The following is a 16,252-nucleotide window of genomic DNA, read 5'->3' on the forward strand; positions in this document are numbered from 1 at the left end:
GTTTGAGCAGCAGGCCTATGGGCTGGAGCAGGACAGGGATGGATAGAATGTCACGTTTGAGAGCCTTCAGATTCAACGGTGGTAACAGGAATGATATTTTAGAGCTTATCAGACGTAATAGACGAGAAAAAAGAATTGAAGAAACTGTCAAAAAAGTTGCTGGCGGCGGCACATATCAAAGCAGCAGCCTAACCAGTGCTCTTGGTGAAAGAAAGCAAAACATTCCCGCCCTGAAAAAGGGGGAGAGAAACGCAATTTATCATCTTATGAAGGGGGCATCGAGATAATATTTTCATGGGGGGGAGTCCTCTTTTTATTCCCCAACCCACATTTACTTGACATCGTCTTTAATCTTTGATTACTTTACAGGCCAGGTTTATTATGATAGAATAAGGTCGTAATAGAAATTATCTATTTTTATAATTAAATACGAAGCTGACGGGGAGTGGTGAAATTCCATACCGGTGGTAAAAGTCCACGAACCCTTGCAGGGTTGATCTGGTGAGATTCCAGAACCGACAGTTATAGTCTGGAAGAAAGTTGGCTTATCAATATGCCTTCCTTCCCGGGAAGGTTTTTGTCTTTTTTAGAAAGGGAGATTATTTATGTCAGATAGAAATAATGGCGAACTCAAAAGTCATAGAAGATTTATGGATAGGGCCCTGGAGCTGGCCAGCCGGGGAGCTGGATTTGTAAGTCCAAATCCTATGGTCGGTGCAGTTGTGGTAAAGGACAACAAGATTATCGGTGAGGGATATCATGAAGAATACGGCGAAAATCATGCCGAAGTCAATGCTCTGGAAGATGCGGGAAGCGAAGCCAGAGGGGCTGTGCTTTATGTAACTCTCGAACCCTGCAGTCATTACGGCAAAACCCCTCCCTGTACAAAAAGCATACAGGAGTCAGGAATTGAAAGAGTTGTTATAGCCAACCGCGACCCCAACCCCGGAGTAGCCGGCGAGGGCTGTTCTGTTTTGCGCGAGGCTGGAATAGAGCTGATAGAGGGAGTGCTTTCTGAGCGGGCTAAAAAACTCAATGAAATTTTTTTCAGTTTTATAAAGAAAAAAAGGCCCTTTATAGTCCAAAAAGCTGCTCAGACTCTGGATGGTTATCTGGCAGCTTCTTCCGGAGACTCCAAATGGATTACGGGAAAAGAAGCCAGAAGTTATGGTCACAAATTAAGACACAGGCTTGATTCTGTGCTGGTCGGCGGAAAGACCGTCATCGAAGATGATCCCCGATTGAGCGTTAGAGACTATAAAGGCAGAAAAAGTCAGCCTGTTAAGATCATTGCAGCGGGCAGTACTATTATTCCCACCCGGGCTTCTTTGTTTTCCGCGGAAGGAGAAGAGGTTTTGATCTTTGCAGAATCAAAGGCTGCTGACCGAATGAAAGATGAATTTGCCTCGAAAAATGATATCTCGGTTTTTGCCACCGAGGTTGAGGAGGGCAAACTCAATCTGCGGGAAATCGTGGAAGTTCTTTATCAGCGCGATATTAGCAGCGTTTTAATAGAAGGCGGGGGCAGGATCAATCATTCTTTTCTTCAGGACAATTTAATCGACAAATATTATTTCTTCATAGCTCCCAAAATTTTGGGTGGAAGCGATGGAACTTCTGTATATTCCGGTTCAGCTCCGCCGATTATAGAATCAGCAGCCGACCTGGAAATAACAGATCAGATCCAAATCGGCAACGATATGATGATAGAAGCCTATCCGCAGGAGAGCACCCAACCTTAAAAAAGAGGTGAAAATTTTGTTTACCGGAATTATTAGAGAGGTCGGCAGAGTCAACAGTGTTTTTCGCAGCGGCAGCAGTTTTCAGATCAGCCTCAGGGCAAAAACGGTGACTGAAGGCTTGAGAAGAGGAGACAGCATAGCCGTCAACGGGGTGTGTCTTACCGTGGTTGATTTCGACAAAAATAATTTTTCGGCTGATGTTACACCGGAGACTTTAAGACATACCAACCTGGAAAAACTCACCCCGGGGGATCCTGTTAATCTGGAACCTTCGGTCGGACCTGAGGATCTTTTTGATGGGCATATAGTTACCGGACACATAGATGATGTAGGGGAATATATCGGTTACAGCGAGGAAAAAAATTCTCGGGTCGTAGAAATAGAGTATCCTTCTTCCCTGGAGCCCTATCTGGTCAAAAAAGGTTCGATTGCAGTCAATGGGATCAGTCTGACTCTGGCAGATATTAAAGAAAACAGCTTCACGGTATCATTAATTCCAGAAAGCTGGAGGGCGACAACTTTCGCTGAAATAAGACCGGGGGCTCAGGTTAATCTCGAAAGCGATATTATCGGCAAATATGTGGTGAGTACTGTTGAAAAATTCCTGGCCGGTAATAAAGAAGCTGAAGATGAAATGGATGCTGATGGTCTCAGCAGGGATGTACTGAAGAAAAATAATTTTATTTAAACCGCGAGGAGGAAGAAAATGGATTCCATTGATCAGGCCATTGATGATATCAGAGACGGTAAAATGGTGGTAGTGGTTGATGATGAGGATCGTGAAAACGAGGGAGATCTGGTCATGGCTGCCGAGAAGGCTGACACCGAAAAAGTTAATTTCATGATCAAAAAGGCCAGAGGCCTTGTCTGTACTCCCATGAAGGAAGAAAGAATCAACGAGCTCGAAATTCCCATGATGACCGATGAAAACAGCGACCCTCATGAAACAGGCTTTACCGTCTCCGTCGATCACGTTTCCACCGACACCGGAATTTCTGCTGAAGAAAGAGCAAAGACAATCCAGGAACTTGTTAATCCAGAAGCGGAGCCGGAGGACTTTAACAAACCGGGACATGTCTTTCCACTGATGGGGCGAAAAGGGGGTGTGCTGCGCAGAGCAGGTCACACCGAAGCAGCTATAGATTTATCAAGGCTGGCCGGTCTCAAACCCGCAGGAGTTATCTGTGAGATAATCAAGGATGATGGTACCATGGCTCGCATGCCGGCTCTCGAGGAGTTTGCCGATAAATATGATTTGACGCTGGTCAGCATAGCTGATTTGATTAAGTATCGCAAAACCAGAGAAAAACTGATAAATCTGGAAGCGGAAGCGGTTCTGCCCACTGATTTTGGTGAGTTTGATATAAAGGTTTATTCTACCATCGTAGATGAACTCGAGCATGTTGCTCTCATCAAAGGAGAAGTCGAAGGCAAAGAGGATATAATGGCCAGGGTGCATTCGGAATGCCTGACCGGAGATGTTCTCCATTCGTGTAGATGTGACTGCGGCGAACAGCTGGAACAGGCACTAAAAATGATCGAGGAGGAAGGTGAAGGTGTTCTTTTGTATATGCGCCAGGAAGGAAGGGGAATAGGACTGGCCAACAAAATTAAAGCCTATGATCTGCAGGATCAGGGGCTGGATACGGTAGAAGCCAATATTGAGCTTGGCTTTCCTCCTGATCTCAGAGATTATGGTATAGGGGCTCAGATAATGCTGGATCTGGGTTTGAGCTCGATAAAACTTATAACCAATAATCCCAAAAAGCTTGTGGGGCTGGAAGGGTACGGTCTGGAAGTCACGGAAAGAATACCTATCGAGGTTGATCCTAAAAGGGAAAATGTCTGTTATTTGAAGACAAAGAAGGATAAAATGGGCCATTATCTTTCGGAGATTGAAGAACAATAATACAATATTGACCGCTGCAGATAGAAATTAAATCAAAAAATTGAGGAGGCTAAACAATGGGAAGAGTGATTGAAGGCGATCTAAATGGTGAAGGTATTGAGGCGGGCGTGGTGATATCCAGATATAATGATTTTATTACCGGAAATTTGCTCGAGGGTGCGAAGGATGCGATGATCAGACATGGGGTGGATGAGGATGACATCGATGTAGCCTGGGTTCCAGGATCTTTCGAAATTCCTATGGCAGCAAATAAAATGGTTGATTCGGGTAGATATGATGGAGTTATATGTCTGGGAGCTGTTATTCGCGGTGATACTCCTCATTTTGAGTACGTATCCTCAGAGGTTTCCAAGGGCATCGCCAAAATAGGCCTGGACGCTGATATACCTGTAACCTTTGGTATACTGACGACTGATACCATAGAACAGGCAGTGGAAAGAGCAGGAACCAAGGCTGGAAACAAGGGTTTCGAAGCTGCAGTTAGTATGCTGGAGATGGCCAATCTAATGAAAAATATATAATATCGTGATGGAAGAGAAAAATAAGGATGAAAACGGTTCCAGGCTGAAAAAAGCTGCTCTAGTTTTAAACGGCAAACCTGAGAGCAAAATTTCTCTGCAGAATCGCCTGAATGAGGAGGATTATGATGAGATAATAGCAGCTGACGGGGGGGCGAAGATACTTTGGGATATAGAAGTCAGTCCTGATCTGGTGATAGGAGATATGGACTCGCTTTCCCAGGAGGCCATCTCTGAACTGAAAGATAAAGGGAGCAAAATTTCATCATTTCCCCCGGAAAAGGATGAGACAGATGCAGAATTAAGCCTGCAGTATTGTTCCCGGCAGGAAATAGAGTCAGTGGATATACTTTCCGCTCTGGGAGGCAGAGTTGATCAGCAGATCGCAAATATATTCCTCCTGGAACTCGCGGAAAAGCTGGATCTTAAGGCTGTACTTCTGGACGGGGGGCTGGAGATAGGATTGGTAGGGAAAAAAACCGTCTTCAAAGATTGTGAGGGAGCCCGTCTATCTCTGCTGCCGCTGGATAAAATAGCCGGCAGGATCAAAATTGAAGGCTGCAAATATAACGCCAGCGAGATCGAGCTCAAAAGATACAGGACAAGAGGATTGAGCAATTTGATAACTTCTGAGCTGGCGCTGGTGGAGAATCAGAAGGGCACGCTGGTATATATGATCGATAAAAAACACGGAAAATTTAATAGTGATTAAAATATCACAATAACTGAAGACAAGAAGATCTTAAAATAAATATACGCCAGGAAAGTTGTTTTCTCTCTTTCCTGGCGAATAGTTGTATTGATGAGAAATATTTGCTTTTGAGCGATCGATTGTTCGCTGGCTAGTGAGCCTTTATGATCCTGTTATTTTTTATGCACTGAGTGCAAACTTTGACCCTTTTCTTTTTTCCATCCACCATAGCTTTTACTTTTTTAAGATTCGGACGCTGAGTTCGCCCTGATTTACCGGTGATATTTTTACCAACACCACCTTCTTTTTTAGCTTGACCCCGTCTAGTTATGGAATTGGCATTGTTGCCACCTTTGCCGCATATTTCACAGACTCTGGACATAATTTAACACCTCCTGATGAAATCTTTTTTACCGGGATGATAATCGATATATATGATATCATACCGAATATGACAATTACAACACGTCAGAAGAATTTTATGCGATTAATTTGCAAGTTTATAATAAGTATTATAGAATGAGAATGGTATATGCAACAAATTATTTTGCAAAGTCAAGATGCGAGGTGAAATTATGAGTACGTCCTGGCAGACGGATCTGGGAAGCGTTATAGTGGAAAAAGAGGTTATAGCCAAAGTTGCAGGATTGGCTGCAATGGAGTGTTATGGATTGGTCGGCATGTCATCACAAAATGTTCAGGATGGCCTGGCTGATATTTTAGGCTGGGATAATATGACCAAGGGAGTGACGGTGGAGATAGAAAATAATTCGGTCAGACTTCAGCTTAACATAATCGTTGAGTTCGGAACAAATATAGCTCAGGTTGCCAATAATGCTATGCAGAGGGTTAAATACGTCATCCAGGATAAACTGGGTATTGACGTGGAAAAAGTTGATATAAACGTTCAGGGAGTGAGGGTAGAAGATGAGCAGTGGTAGAGATAGGGCTGGCCAGGAAATTGTCGAAGCTCAAAAATTGAAAAAGATGTTTGAGGTTGCCTTACAGCTGCTGGAGAACAAAAAATCCATAGTAAACTCATTAAACGTTTTTCCTGTTCCTGATGGAGATACCGGGACCAACATGTTTCTAACCCTGAAAGAAGCCATTGAAGAAATCAATGGCAGCGACTCCGAGCACGCGGGTGAAATCTGTCATAAGCTTTCCCGCGGTGCTTTGATGGGGGCGCGGGGAAATTCAGGTGTTATTTTATCCCAGCTTTTAAGGGGTTTTGCTCAGGAGAATAGAGAAAAAGAAGTGCTGGAAGCCGAGGATTTTGTCAGCGGATTTGACGAAGCTTCTCGAGTCGCCTATAAAGGTGTGTTAAAGCCGGTCGAAGGAACTATATTGACCGTTTCGCGCAAAGCTGCTGAAGGCGCTCAAAAAGCTCTGGATGAATCGAATGATTTACAATTCATCTTCGAAGAAACCCGGAAAGCAGCTGAAAAAGCATTGAATAAAACTCCCGAACAACTTTCTGTCCTCAAAGAAGCAGATGTTGTGGATGCAGGGGGGCAGGGTTTTGTTTTTATACTGGAGGGCATGCTGAGAGCGCTGAAAGGAGAAGAGCCGGTAAAAACCGTAGTTGATATAGAAGATGCTGAAAAAGATCTGGATAAGGATAGTCTGGAGCATACTTACTGCACCCAGCTGCTCATAAATCTGGAAAATAATGATGGTCAGCAGCGAATTGATAAGATAAGAAAAGAGCTGAACAATTATGGCAGTTCTCTTATGGTGGTGGGGTCGGATAATATAATCAAAGTTCATATTCATACCGACCATCCGGGAGTGATACTGGAGAATGCTCTGCGCAGAGGCATGCTGGAAAAGATCAGCATAGAAAACATGTATCTGCAGCAGGAAGAAACCCATGAGGATTTTATAGACGGTTTTGAGGCTGATAAGACGACGGCTTCGGGAGTCTCTATCAATAATAAAGCGGATGCAGGAGAAGCTGCCGGCGAGCATAATTCTATTGAAAACAAATCGAAAAAAAGAGGAATTGTGGCCTGTTCTGCCGGTCAGGGGGTGGCAGATATATTGATGGATCTGGGAGTTGATGAGATAATCAGGGGTGGGCAGTCAATGAATCCCAGCACCAATGATTTTCTTTCGGTTTTAGAGGAGATTCCCTGCGAAGAAGTGATAATTCTGCCCAACAATAAAAATATTATTTCGGCCGCCCGGCAGGCTGCAGAGCTATGTCAGGAAAAAGAGGTTGAAGTTGTGCCTACCAGAGCTTTCACCGAGGCCATAGCTTCTCTTCTCGCTTTTGATGATCAGGGAGAGCTAAAGGATATAGTCGAGCAGATGAAGGGAGAGCTGGAGTACGTCAAAACTATTGAAATCACTGAAGCAGTTAAGGATTCCAATCTTAAGGATCTTTCAATTGAAGAGGGCGAAGTTATAGGAATAGTGGAAGGAGATATAACCGGCAAGGGTGAAAATTATCATGATGTAGCTTTAAGAATGGTCAAAGAAAATCATGAATTTGAGGACCTGATTACTATATATTACGGGGAGGAAATCTCCGAAGAAGAGGCCGAAAAGCTGCAGGAAGAGATAAAAAAATCGCTGGATGATAATTTCGAGCTGGAAGTTGAGATTTACAGCGGCGGACAGCCTCTTTATCCCTATATCATATCTTTAGAGTAGACATAACGGGTGGTGAAATACTTTGAAAACAGCAGTTTTGACAGACAGCACCTGTGATTTGCCCCGGGAAACAATTGAAGAGAAGGATTATTTGCATACAATCCCCTTAAATATCAATTTTGCAGAAGAAAAATTTGTCGATAGAGAGGACATTACCCCGGAAGAGTTTTTTGCAAGAATAGAAGAAACCGGAGAACTTCCTTCTACCTCTCAGCCTTCAGTGGGAGATTTTTTAAAGACTTATGAAGAGCTGGAAAAAGATTATGACCAGATTATTTCCCTGCATCTTTCCGGTGAGCTGAGCGGCACCCTGAACTCTTCAAAAACTGCTGCTGCCGAGATGGAGGGAGTGGATATAAAAATATTTGATTCCAGATCCGCATCTCTGGGACTGGGATTTCAGGTATTATTGACCTGCCGCCTTCTGGAAAACGGATTTTCCTGGCCTGAAATCGAGAAAAATTTAAAGGTCATGAAAACCAATACAGGTGTTTTTTTTACCGTGGATGATCTGACCTATCTGGAAAAGGGCGGCAGAATAGGAAAAGCCAGCTCATTGATAGGATCGATACTCAATTTTAAACCCTTACTGGAGCTTTCCGGTGACAGTGGTGAGGTAACCCCCCGGGGTAAAGTTCGAGGGAATTCGCGCTTGAGGGAAAAGCTGATAAAAGAGATAGAAGAAGTTTTTCAGGAGGAAGAAAATGTCTGGCTGGCGATACTTTACGGATCCCGGCAGAGAGAAGCTCTTCTTTTGAAAGAGATGATTGAGAAAAAAGCCGGGGAGAAGGAGATAGATTTGAGACTTTGGCAGAGAGAAATCAGTCCGGTGCTGGGCTGCCATACCGGCCCTTCTGTTTACGGTCTGGCTTTGACTGCCGGTGATTTTTTGGCCTGAAACTTTAAATTTTACAGGGAAAGGATTGATTTAAATTGAGAATTATTTCAGGAAAAGCCAAAGGAACCAGATTAAAAACTGCCGATTCGAATCAGGCGCGACCTACGAAGGATGTAGTAAAAGAAGCTGTTTTTAATATGATCCAGAATTTTCCTGAAAATTCTCGCTGCCTGGATCTTTATGCTGGCTCCGGCAATCTCGGGCTGGAAGCAGCCAGCAGAGGGGCTGAGCAGGTCACTTTTGTTGAAATTGAAAGGCCAAACTGCGAGATCATCAAAAAAAATATAGAAATTTTAGGGTTTGATAATATTTCCGAGGTGTTCTGTCAGAAGGCATCGGCCTTTTTAAATTCTACCGGGCAAAAGTACGATCTGGTCTTTATCGATCCGCCCTATGATTCTGATGAATACGATAAATCTCTGCAGAAGCTGATAAATCAGGATTGTTTGATCAATCCTGCCATAATTATTGTGGAGTTTTATCAACGGGAAAAACCTGAAATGGATCTTGATGATTTTTTGATACTTCGTGAAAAGGAGTACGGCAACACGGGAATTTATCTTCTCGAATATCAGGGTTAATTATGAAGTTTGGAGGGAGAGCATGAATGAAAAAATTGTTTACCCGGGGACATTTGATCCTCTTACCCTGGGGCATATGAATATCATAAAGAGGGCGGGAAATATATTTTCCGGGCTGGTCGTGGCCGTAGCCGAAAACACAGAAAAAAGCCCCCTTTTATCGGCAGAAGAGAGAACTAAAATCATAAAGAGCGAGCTGGAAGATTACCCGCAGGTGGAGGTAGATTCTTTCGCAGGCTTGACTGTTGATTATGTTAAAGAAGGGGGGTTCTCGGCTGTTTTAAGAGGTTTGAGGACGGTCAATGATTTTGAAAATGAAATGAATATGGCGGCTATGAACAAGGTGCTGGACGAAGAAATAGAAACTATTTTTATGATGACTGATCCGGAATTTTCTCATATAAGTTCCAGTCTGGTCAAAGAAGTCGCCAGGTTCGATGGGGATCTGGAGAAATTTTTGCCGGAAAGTTCGGCTGAGGCATTGGATCAAAAGATCGAAAAATAGCGGAATGAATTGATTTAAATTAGTGTTAATATGACTAAAACTATATTCAATCAATATTGATGTGGAAAAGACCCTGAATTTTTTCTGAGGAGAAAAATGTATGTTTGATTTTAATAGCAAAAAATTCAGTTCACAGCGCAGGGTCGTTCTGGGAAGAAGAGGAATGGTGGCTGCCACACAGCCTCTGGCGGCCAGCTCCGGACTTCGCATGATTCAATCAGGCGGCAATGCCTATGATGCTGCCCTGGCATGTGCTGCGGCTTTAACAGTGGTGGAGCCCACTTCTAACGGGCTTGGGGGAGATTGCTTTGCTCTTTTTTCTCGAGATGGTGAAATAAAGGGTATGAATTCCTCGGGCTGGCTGCCTGAGGATTTTAATCGATCGGAAATAGATAATCTCTCCCGGAAAAAAGATCAGCTCGATCCATACAGCTGGGAAGCCGTAACAATTCCCGGACAGCTTGCCGGATGGAAGTATCTCAAAGATGAATATGGCTCATTGAGCTGGCAGGAGATATTAAAACCGGCCATAGAGCTGGCAGAAAAAGGATTTCCTGTGTCGCCTGTTGTTGCCGAATGCTGGAACAAGGAATTAAATGATTATAAAGACAATCTCTCCCGCGATCATTTACAGACTTTTCTGGAAACTTTTACTGTCGAGGGCAGAGCACCTGCAGCCGGAGAAATATGGAAATGCCAGGATCAAGCCCGAACTTTAAAAATTCTGGCTGACGAAGGCATGAGATGCTTTTATGAGGGCAGGCTGGCTGAAAGAATAGCTGCACATTCTTCCCGAACCGAAGGCTATATTTCTGAAGACGACCTGGAAAAGTTCAGCCCCAATCCGGTTGATCCGCTCAGTATTGATTATAGAGGTCATAAAATTTATGAACTTCCCCCCAACGGACAGGGACTTATAGCTCTTCAATCTCTTAAAATTTTACAGGACTACGGTTTTGACTGTGTTAATGATCCGGCAGAAGTCCACCTGCAGATAGAGGCTTTGAAGCGGGCTTTTGCCGATGGAGAAAAATACATAGCTGATCCGGAATTTTTCGGATTGAACCCGGAAAAACTGCTCGACGACGACTATATCGATGATAAAAGAAAAAATATTACTGATTCAGCTCAAATCCCCCGCCCCGGTAATATCGATAAAGGCGGCACGGTTTATCTGGCGGCGGCAGATCACAGCGGAAACATGATTTCATTCATTCAAAGCAATTATAAAGGGTTTGGTTCTGGCATCGTGATACCAGGAACCGGAATAGCGCTGCATAATCGAGGCTGTAATTTCACTCTTGATAAAAAGTCGGCCAATTATCCCGAGCCTGGCAAGAAACCCTACCATACCATAATACCGGGATTTTACAGTTCTCCTGCCGGCAGCCTGCAGGGGCCTTTTGGTGTTATGGGGGGGTTTATGCAGCCCCAGGGACATCTGCAGGTCTTACAAAAAATGATCGATTATGATTTAAATCCTCAGGAAGCTCTGGATGCCCCCAGATGGTGCTGGCAGGATGATAATCATGTTCTTTTTGAGCCAGAATTTGACCATGATATTTTGAATAAACTGGCGAAGAGAGGTCATGAGGTCGAATATGGCCTGGACAGGAGTGTATTTGGCAGAGGGCAGATAATTTTTAAAGATATGGCAGATAATACCCTGATTGGAGCTGCTGAATCACGGGCTGATGGGCAGGTCGCAGTTTATTGAGAGGTGAAATTAATTATTATGCCGGAGAAAAAGGCTTTTTCCTGGCCAAGATTGCTAATAGGCATTTTGCTTCTGACATTCGTAATTCTCAATCTTGTTCCCTCTGCTTATTATCTTCTTGAACCGGGACCTCCGATCAAAATTGCTGATCTTATAGAGGTGGAGAATAGCAGTCGAGAGGAAGACTGGGGAAATTTTTATCTTACTTCGGTGAGCCAGAAGCGGGCCTCACTCTGGGAGGTTATTCAGTTTTTCCTGATTCCTTTTGATTCAGAAAAAGAACTATCTCCGGTTGAAGAAGCCATTCCTCCCGGAATTTCTGAAGAGCAATATTTTGAGCTGATGGGCCAGCTGATGCAGGAAAGTCAGATTGAGGCCAGAGCTGCTGCTCTAACCCGGGCCGGTTATGAAGTGGTAATAGAAAGCAGAGGAGTTGAAGTCGTGAGTGTTTTTGATGATAGCCCGACGAGGGAAAATCTGAAACCAGGAGATATAATAACCCGGGTGGATGACCGGGAAATTGAAATGCCCACTGAAGCGGTGGATGTTATTTCGGAACGGGAGATTGGAGAGAAAGTCAGGTTGAATATCCTGAGGAACGAAGAATTGATTGAAAAAGAGGTCGAAACTTTTGAATATCAAGAAAGACCCGGACAGGCGTCACTGGGTATTATAATCACCTCGGCCGGGCTGGATTACGAGATGCCGCCGCTAAATATCGAGTTTGAAGAAAAAGATATTGTCGGCCCCTCAGCGGGTTTGATGTTCGCTCTGGAAATTTATAATCAAATAACTGAATACGATCTGACAGGGGGCAGAGATATTGCTGGTTCAGGAGAAATTGATCATAGGGGTAACATTTCCCGGGTGGCAGGCATTGATATGAAGATTATCTCGGCCGAGCGCGAAAATATAGGATATTTTGTTTTGCCTGAGGACAACAGACCCGATATCGACGACGGCAGAGAACTGGACCTGGAAATTATAACTTCTGAAAGCCTGGAAAAGCTGATCGAGAAGCTTGATATCGTCAGATCTTTCAGGCCGCTTCATTCTATCACTGGAGTATAGAAATCTCTGTGTGATTTCCTTTTGCTTTCAGAGGGGTATAGAAGGGTGAAAATATCAGTCGCCATCAGATCAAGGCTTATCTGCAAAATTTTATCATCCTGAGAATTGAAGTCGGTCTGAGAGGTGAGGCTGGAAGGATTGGTAATTACCGGCAGACGGGCCCGGCGATTTAGTTCGCCGAGTATATTTTTGCTTTCAGATTTTACGGCCAGAACTCTGAGATATTGAGGAGAATCGACTCTATTCCCCGCAGTTATTTTGGCGTTGTAATCAAAAACTCTCAGGGCTGCCTGCAGTAAAACTCTTCTCACTCTACCTTCGGTATGGGTTTTGGAGGAGGCTGTATTAACAATTTCTTCGAAGCTGGAACATCCATCTTTTTGAGACTTTATGATGGAATTGACCAGATCATCTGCAGAGTCGGGACATTTACGGAGCTCGCCTTTCGTTCTCTGGCGCAAAAGCCCGGGAATCAAGCGGGAAAAATTCTTTCTATCCGCCGGGGCAAGTCCGTTCTGGCAGGCTTTATATAAAATTTTCATCGTGGTTTGAGGTACGAAATCCTTTATTTTCTCCATTCTGCCTTTATATAATTTTTTTCTCAAAGAGGTCGCACTGGCAATTTTGTTTCCGGGTTCGATATATTCGTCATGATAGTCCGCTCCTTTTCGTTTTATGGTTTTGGGGTCAAGATCTAAATTTAATTCTTTTATATTTTTAATGTATTCTATCCCTAAAATATTATTGGGTGACGATAAAATGTCTGCTGGAGATGACAATTCTCTGTCAGTAAAATCGCCTCCGGTTTCAGGCCTGCTGCTGTAATATTTATTCAGAGCTCGATTACGCGCCTGCAGGAAAGATAAACCGCTTTTTAGCTCCTCATTCATCATTTTTTTAAATTCAATCGGTTCCTCGGCCAGAATAGAGGCAATTTTCTCTAAAATTTTTATATCTCCCTGTTCACTGCCGAATACAATTTCGTCAACCATACCTGTTTCGGCCAGAGTTTCTACAGCCCCTCTGGCAAAGGAATGTGCTCCGCGGATGCAGGATGATGTGGGCAGTTCCAGAACCAGATCAACCCCTGCTCTCACAGCCATTTTAGCCCTCTGCCATTTATCCAGGCAGGCCGGAACACCGCGCTGAGTGAAGTTGCCGCTCATGACAGCGATGACATATTTTCCGCGGGTTATATCTCTGGCTTTCTGCAGATGATAAAGATGTCCATTATGAAAAGGATTGTATTCAGTTATGACTCCAGCTGCTGATTTCATAGGCTTTCCCTCCCGGTGAATTAACTTATTATGGATCTTCTTGTCTTAAGCTGGTTAATAGGTGTGTAAAAAACCTCATTTAGTTGTACTGTAAGATATAAAGCTTCGTTCACAATGAAATTTTCCCCGATCTTATACGATATCTATCAACTGATAACAAGAAGACCCCTTATTATTTGAGAAAACTTAATTATATGAAGTTTAATAAATATTATTTATAACAAGGATTTTCCAGTAATGATATTGTATATAGTTAGTGAAGCATATTTACTCAGATAATACTATACATAACCATTATAATAAATATTTTATCATTTTGCAGGGTATCTTTTCGGGCTTGCAGGATTGGATTTTTATAATTTAAACCTGTCGACATATTCCACTGGAGGTAGATTTTATGGATGTTATAGGAAAAATTCGTGAAAAAGCTCGCAATACTGAAAGCAAAATAGTTCTTCCGGAAGCTCACGATGAAAGAATACTCAAAGCGGCAGAAGTTATTATCGAAGAAGGTATCGCTGACTTGATTTTGCTGGGAGAAAGAGAGTATACAGAACGGAAAATTGAAAATCTCGGCCTGGATATAGATTTTTCCCGGCTGGAAAGTCCGGAAGGCTCCAGCAGAAGAGTTGAGATGGGTGAATTGTTGTTTAAAGTCAGGAGACACAAAGGGTTGAGCCGGGGAGAAGCTTACGAAAAGACTGCAGATCCTCTTTATTATGGCACTCTTCTGGTAGAGTCAGGTCATATTGATGGCCTGGTAGCTGGAGCTGATAATCCGACCGGTAAAGTTTTGAAACCCGCTCTTCAGATTATCAAAACTGAACCCGGAATACAGGTTGTTTCCGGTGCTTTCATCATGGTTTTAAACCAGAGTGAATTTGGAGAAGAGGGACTATTGGTAATGGCGGATTGCGCTGTCAATCCGGAGGTTAATCACGAGATTCTGGGTGAAATAGCTGTCAGCACCGCTGAAACGGCAAAAGATATTTTAGGGATCACCCCCAGGGTTGCCATGCTGTCTTTTTCTACCGCCGGCAGCGCTTCCCATGAACTGGTGGATAAAGTCAAAAAAGCGACCGAAAGGGCCAATATTTTGGAGCCGGGTCTTAAAGTAGATGGCGAACTGCAGGTTGATGCAGCACTGATTCCTGAGGTGGCCGAAAAGAAAGCTCCAGACAGCGAGATTGCCGGTGAAGCCAATGTATTGATATTCCCTGACCTGCAATCAGGAAACATTGGCTACAAGCTGGTCCAGAGGCTGGCCGGCGCTGAGGCTGTTGGGCCCGTGCTGCAGGGGATAGCAAGCCCTGTTAATGATCTTTCCCGGGGTTGTTCGGTGGAAAATATAATAAATCTGGTGGCGATCACTGCAATTCAGGCTGATAAACAATAAAAATAAGGACAGATATACAAACTGGTTAAATTACAGGAGGTTAACTAAATCAAAATGAAAATACTTGTTCTCAACTGTGGAAGTTCCTCGGTTAAGTATCAGCTTATTGATATTTCCAGCGAAGAAGCTCTGGTTAATGGTATTGTTGAAAGAATAGGAATAGAAGGATCTTTTCTGGAACAGGAAATCGGTTCCGAAGAAATTCAGATAGAAAAGGAAGTTGAAGACCACTCTCAGGCAATAAATCTGGTTATTAATACTCTGCTGGACGACGAGAAGGGTTATCTTGAAGATATAGAGGAAATTTCGGCAGTTGGTCACAGAGTTGTTCACGGGGGTGAGAAATTTTCAGAATCTGTCGAGATCACCGGAGAGGTAATAGAGCAAATCGAAGAAGTTTCCGATTTAGCCCCTCTCCACAATCCACCCAATCTGGCGGGAATCAGGGTCTGTCGTGATCTGCTGCCGAATATTTCTCAGGTGGCTGTGTTTGATACTTCATTTCATCAAACCATGCCCGAAAAGGCATATATGTATGCTCTACCCTATGAATATTATGAGGAGTATGGAGTACGCCGTTATGGATTTCACGGCACCTCACACAAATATGTTGCCCGGCGGGCTGCTGCTTTGATGGAGCGGGATATTGAGGATTTAAATATTATAACCTGTCATCTTGGCAATGGCGCCAGCCTGGCAGCTGTTAAAGAAGGAAGCTCTGTGGACACGAGTATGGGCCTTACTCCCCTGGAAGGATTGGTCATGGGGACCAGATGTGGAGATATCGATCCAGCTATTGTGCCCTTTTTACAAAAAAGGGAAGATTTATCTCCTGAAGAGATCGACGATGTTATGAATAAAAATAGCGGCATGCTGGGACTTTCGGGTATCAGTAACGATGCCAGAGATATCGAAGAGGCAGCTGAAGAGGGAGATGAAAGGGCAAAGCTCACAGAAGATGTTTTTTGTTACAGAGTAAAAAAATACATAGGAGCATATGCCGCTGCTATGGGCGGCCTTGATTGTGTGGTGTTTACGGCCGGGATAGGCGAGAATTCTGTAACAATGAGAGAAAAAATATTAAAAGATCTTGATTTTCTCGGTCTTGAAATCGACGATAAGGCCAATCAGATCAGAGGAGAAGAGAAAATAATTACAAACCCGAATTCGGAAACGGCTGCTGCTGTTATACCGACCAACGAGGAATTGATGATTGCCCGTGATACCGCCAGAATAGCCGGGATATTACAATAAAAAACGGATTTAGCGGAGCAAACATTTCGGTTGGT

The 16,252-nt window shown here is 43.6% G+C and carries 16 protein-coding genes, 1 pseudogene and 1 riboswitch; of the genes and pseudogenes, 15 read left to right on the top strand and 2 right to left on the bottom strand.

Annotation, left to right across the window (positions count from 1 at the left end; genetic code table 11):
* The 6 genes and pseudogenes from BLT15_RS07075 to BLT15_RS07100 all read left to right on the top strand — a co-directional run.
* Window positions 1–287 (top strand): annotated as a pseudogene (locus BLT15_RS07075) (ISLre2 family transposase); the annotation flags it as partial.
* A 143-nt stretch (window positions 288–430) separates the two neighbouring features.
* Window positions 431–549, top strand: a riboswitch (FMN riboswitch).
* A gap of 56 nt (window positions 550–605) precedes the next feature.
* The gene (gene ribD, locus BLT15_RS07080; protein ID WP_089760151.1) at window positions 606–1,742 is read left to right on the top strand and encodes a bifunctional diaminohydroxyphosphoribosylaminopyrimidine deaminase/5-amino-6-(5-phosphoribosylamino)uracil reductase RibD; all 1,137 of its coding nucleotides are present in this window, start codon (window positions 606–608) and stop codon (window positions 1,740–1,742) included.
* A gap of 7 nt (window positions 1,743–1,749) precedes the next feature.
* The gene (locus BLT15_RS07085) at window positions 1,750–2,430 is read left to right on the top strand and encodes a riboflavin synthase (protein ID WP_159429853.1); all 681 of its coding nucleotides are present in this window, start codon (window positions 1,750–1,752) and stop codon (window positions 2,428–2,430) included.
* Window positions 2,431–2,448: 18 nt separating this feature from the next.
* Window positions 2,449–3,651: a bifunctional 3,4-dihydroxy-2-butanone-4-phosphate synthase/GTP cyclohydrolase II gene (locus BLT15_RS07090; protein WP_089760156.1), complete on the top strand. Its 1,203-nt coding sequence runs from the start codon at window positions 2,449–2,451 to the stop codon at window positions 3,649–3,651.
* A gap of 56 nt (window positions 3,652–3,707) precedes the next feature.
* Window positions 3,708–4,172, top strand: coding sequence for a 6,7-dimethyl-8-ribityllumazine synthase (ribH, locus tag BLT15_RS07095; RefSeq protein ID WP_089760160.1), 465 nt, complete (start codon window positions 3,708–3,710; stop codon window positions 4,170–4,172).
* Between the two features lie 7 nt (window positions 4,173–4,179).
* The gene (locus BLT15_RS07100) at window positions 4,180–4,881 is read left to right on the top strand and encodes a thiamine diphosphokinase (RefSeq protein ID WP_089760162.1); all 702 of its coding nucleotides are present in this window, start codon (window positions 4,180–4,182) and stop codon (window positions 4,879–4,881) included.
* 130 nt (window positions 4,882–5,011) lie between these two features.
* Here the strand turns inward: BLT15_RS07100 and rpmB are convergent, their stop codons facing one another.
* Complete coding sequence (gene rpmB / locus BLT15_RS07105; RefSeq protein WP_089760164.1) at window positions 5,012–5,242, bottom strand: 50S ribosomal protein L28; 231 nt, start codon at window positions 5,240–5,242, stop codon at window positions 5,012–5,014.
* Between the two features lie 193 nt (window positions 5,243–5,435).
* On the opposite strand from rpmB, the gene BLT15_RS07110 reads away from it, so the two are divergent.
* The 7 genes from BLT15_RS07110 (at window position 5,436) to BLT15_RS07140 (ending at window position 12,290) form a co-directional block, all read left to right on the top strand.
* Window positions 5,436–5,801: an Asp23/Gls24 family envelope stress response protein gene (locus BLT15_RS07110; protein WP_089760166.1), complete on the top strand. Its 366-nt coding sequence runs from the start codon at window positions 5,436–5,438 to the stop codon at window positions 5,799–5,801.
* Entirely contained in the window at window positions 5,788–7,518 is a 1,731-nt protein-coding gene (locus tag BLT15_RS07115) for a DAK2 domain-containing protein (RefSeq protein ID WP_089760168.1), read from the top strand. The genes BLT15_RS07110 and BLT15_RS07115 overlap by 14 nt, the downstream gene beginning before the upstream one ends.
* A 22-nt stretch (window positions 7,519–7,540) precedes the next feature.
* Window positions 7,541–8,416, top strand: coding sequence for a DegV family protein (locus BLT15_RS07120; RefSeq protein ID WP_089760170.1), 876 nt, complete (start codon window positions 7,541–7,543; stop codon window positions 8,414–8,416).
* Between the two features lie 35 nt (window positions 8,417–8,451).
* On the top strand, window positions 8,452–8,997 hold the full coding sequence (gene rsmD / locus BLT15_RS07125; RefSeq protein WP_089760173.1) for a 16S rRNA (guanine(966)-N(2))-methyltransferase RsmD: 546 nt from the start codon (window positions 8,452–8,454) through the stop codon (window positions 8,995–8,997).
* 22 nt (window positions 8,998–9,019) lie between these two features.
* A complete protein-coding gene (coaD, locus tag BLT15_RS07130; RefSeq protein ID WP_089760175.1) occupies window positions 9,020–9,502 on the top strand; it encodes a pantetheine-phosphate adenylyltransferase in 483 nt (160 codons plus the stop codon).
* A gap of 100 nt (window positions 9,503–9,602) precedes the next feature.
* The gene (locus tag BLT15_RS07135; protein WP_089760177.1) at window positions 9,603–11,219 is read left to right on the top strand and encodes a gamma-glutamyltransferase family protein; all 1,617 of its coding nucleotides are present in this window, start codon (window positions 9,603–9,605) and stop codon (window positions 11,217–11,219) included.
* Window positions 11,220–11,222: 3 nt separating this feature from the next.
* Entirely contained in the window at window positions 11,223–12,290 is a 1,068-nt protein-coding gene (locus tag BLT15_RS07140) for a YlbL family protein (RefSeq protein ID WP_159429854.1), read from the top strand.
* Here BLT15_RS07140 and BLT15_RS07145 read toward each other — a convergent pair.
* Window positions 12,269–13,567, bottom strand: a complete 1,299-nt coding sequence (locus tag BLT15_RS07145; RefSeq protein WP_089760182.1) for a tRNA(Met) cytidine acetate ligase — start codon at window positions 13,565–13,567, stop codon at window positions 12,269–12,271. The two genes, BLT15_RS07140 and BLT15_RS07145, sit on opposite strands and share 22 nt — an antisense overlap.
* Window positions 13,568–13,964: 397 nt before the next feature.
* Here BLT15_RS07145 and pta point away from each other — a divergent pair, with 397 nt between their 5' ends.
* Entirely contained in the window at window positions 13,965–14,963 is a 999-nt protein-coding gene (gene pta / locus BLT15_RS07150; protein ID WP_089760184.1) for a phosphate acetyltransferase, read from the top strand.
* A gap of 54 nt (window positions 14,964–15,017) precedes the next feature.
* The gene (locus BLT15_RS07155) at window positions 15,018–16,217 is read left to right on the top strand and encodes an acetate/propionate family kinase (RefSeq protein ID WP_089760186.1); all 1,200 of its coding nucleotides are present in this window, start codon (window positions 15,018–15,020) and stop codon (window positions 16,215–16,217) included.
* Window positions 16,218–16,252: the final 35 nt, after the last annotated feature.

It is taken from the genome of Halarsenatibacter silvermanii (assembly GCF_900103135.1).
Lineage (GTDB): Bacteria > Bacillota > Halanaerobiia > Halanaerobiales > Halarsenatibacteraceae > Halarsenatibacter > Halarsenatibacter silvermanii.

What these genes read in the sequence shown, in the direction of transcription:
- BLT15_RS07090 (WP_089760156.1), top strand. Translation starts at nt 2,449, where the DNA reads ATGGATTCCATTGATCAGGCCATTGATGATATCAGAGACGGTAAAATG.
- BLT15_RS07110 (WP_089760166.1), top strand. Translation starts at nt 5,436, where the DNA reads ATGAGTACGTCCTGGCAGACGGATCTGGGAAGCGTTATAGTGGAAAAA.
- BLT15_RS07100 (WP_089760162.1), top strand. Translation starts at nt 4,180, where the DNA reads ATGGAAGAGAAAAATAAGGATGAAAACGGTTCCAGGCTGAAAAAAGCT.
- BLT15_RS07115 (WP_089760168.1), top strand. Translation starts at nt 5,788, where the DNA reads ATGAGCAGTGGTAGAGATAGGGCTGGCCAGGAAATTGTCGAAGCTCAA.
- BLT15_RS07145 (WP_089760182.1), bottom strand. Translation starts at nt 13,567, where the DNA reads ATGAAATCAGCAGCTGGAGTCATAACTGAATACAATCCTTTTCATAAT.
- pta (WP_089760184.1), top strand. Translation starts at nt 13,965, where the DNA reads ATGGATGTTATAGGAAAAATTCGTGAAAAAGCTCGCAATACTGAAAGC.
- ribD (WP_089760151.1), top strand. Translation starts at nt 606, where the DNA reads ATGTCAGATAGAAATAATGGCGAACTCAAAAGTCATAGAAGATTTATG.
- BLT15_RS07135 (WP_089760177.1), top strand. Translation starts at nt 9,603, where the DNA reads ATGTTTGATTTTAATAGCAAAAAATTCAGTTCACAGCGCAGGGTCGTT.
- rpmB (WP_089760164.1), bottom strand. Translation starts at nt 5,242, where the DNA reads ATGTCCAGAGTCTGTGAAATATGCGGCAAAGGTGGCAACAATGCCAAT.
- BLT15_RS07155 (WP_089760186.1), top strand. Translation starts at nt 15,018, where the DNA reads ATGAAAATACTTGTTCTCAACTGTGGAAGTTCCTCGGTTAAGTATCAG.
- ribH (WP_089760160.1), top strand. Translation starts at nt 3,708, where the DNA reads ATGGGAAGAGTGATTGAAGGCGATCTAAATGGTGAAGGTATTGAGGCG.
- coaD (WP_089760175.1), top strand. Translation starts at nt 9,020, where the DNA reads ATGAATGAAAAAATTGTTTACCCGGGGACATTTGATCCTCTTACCCTG.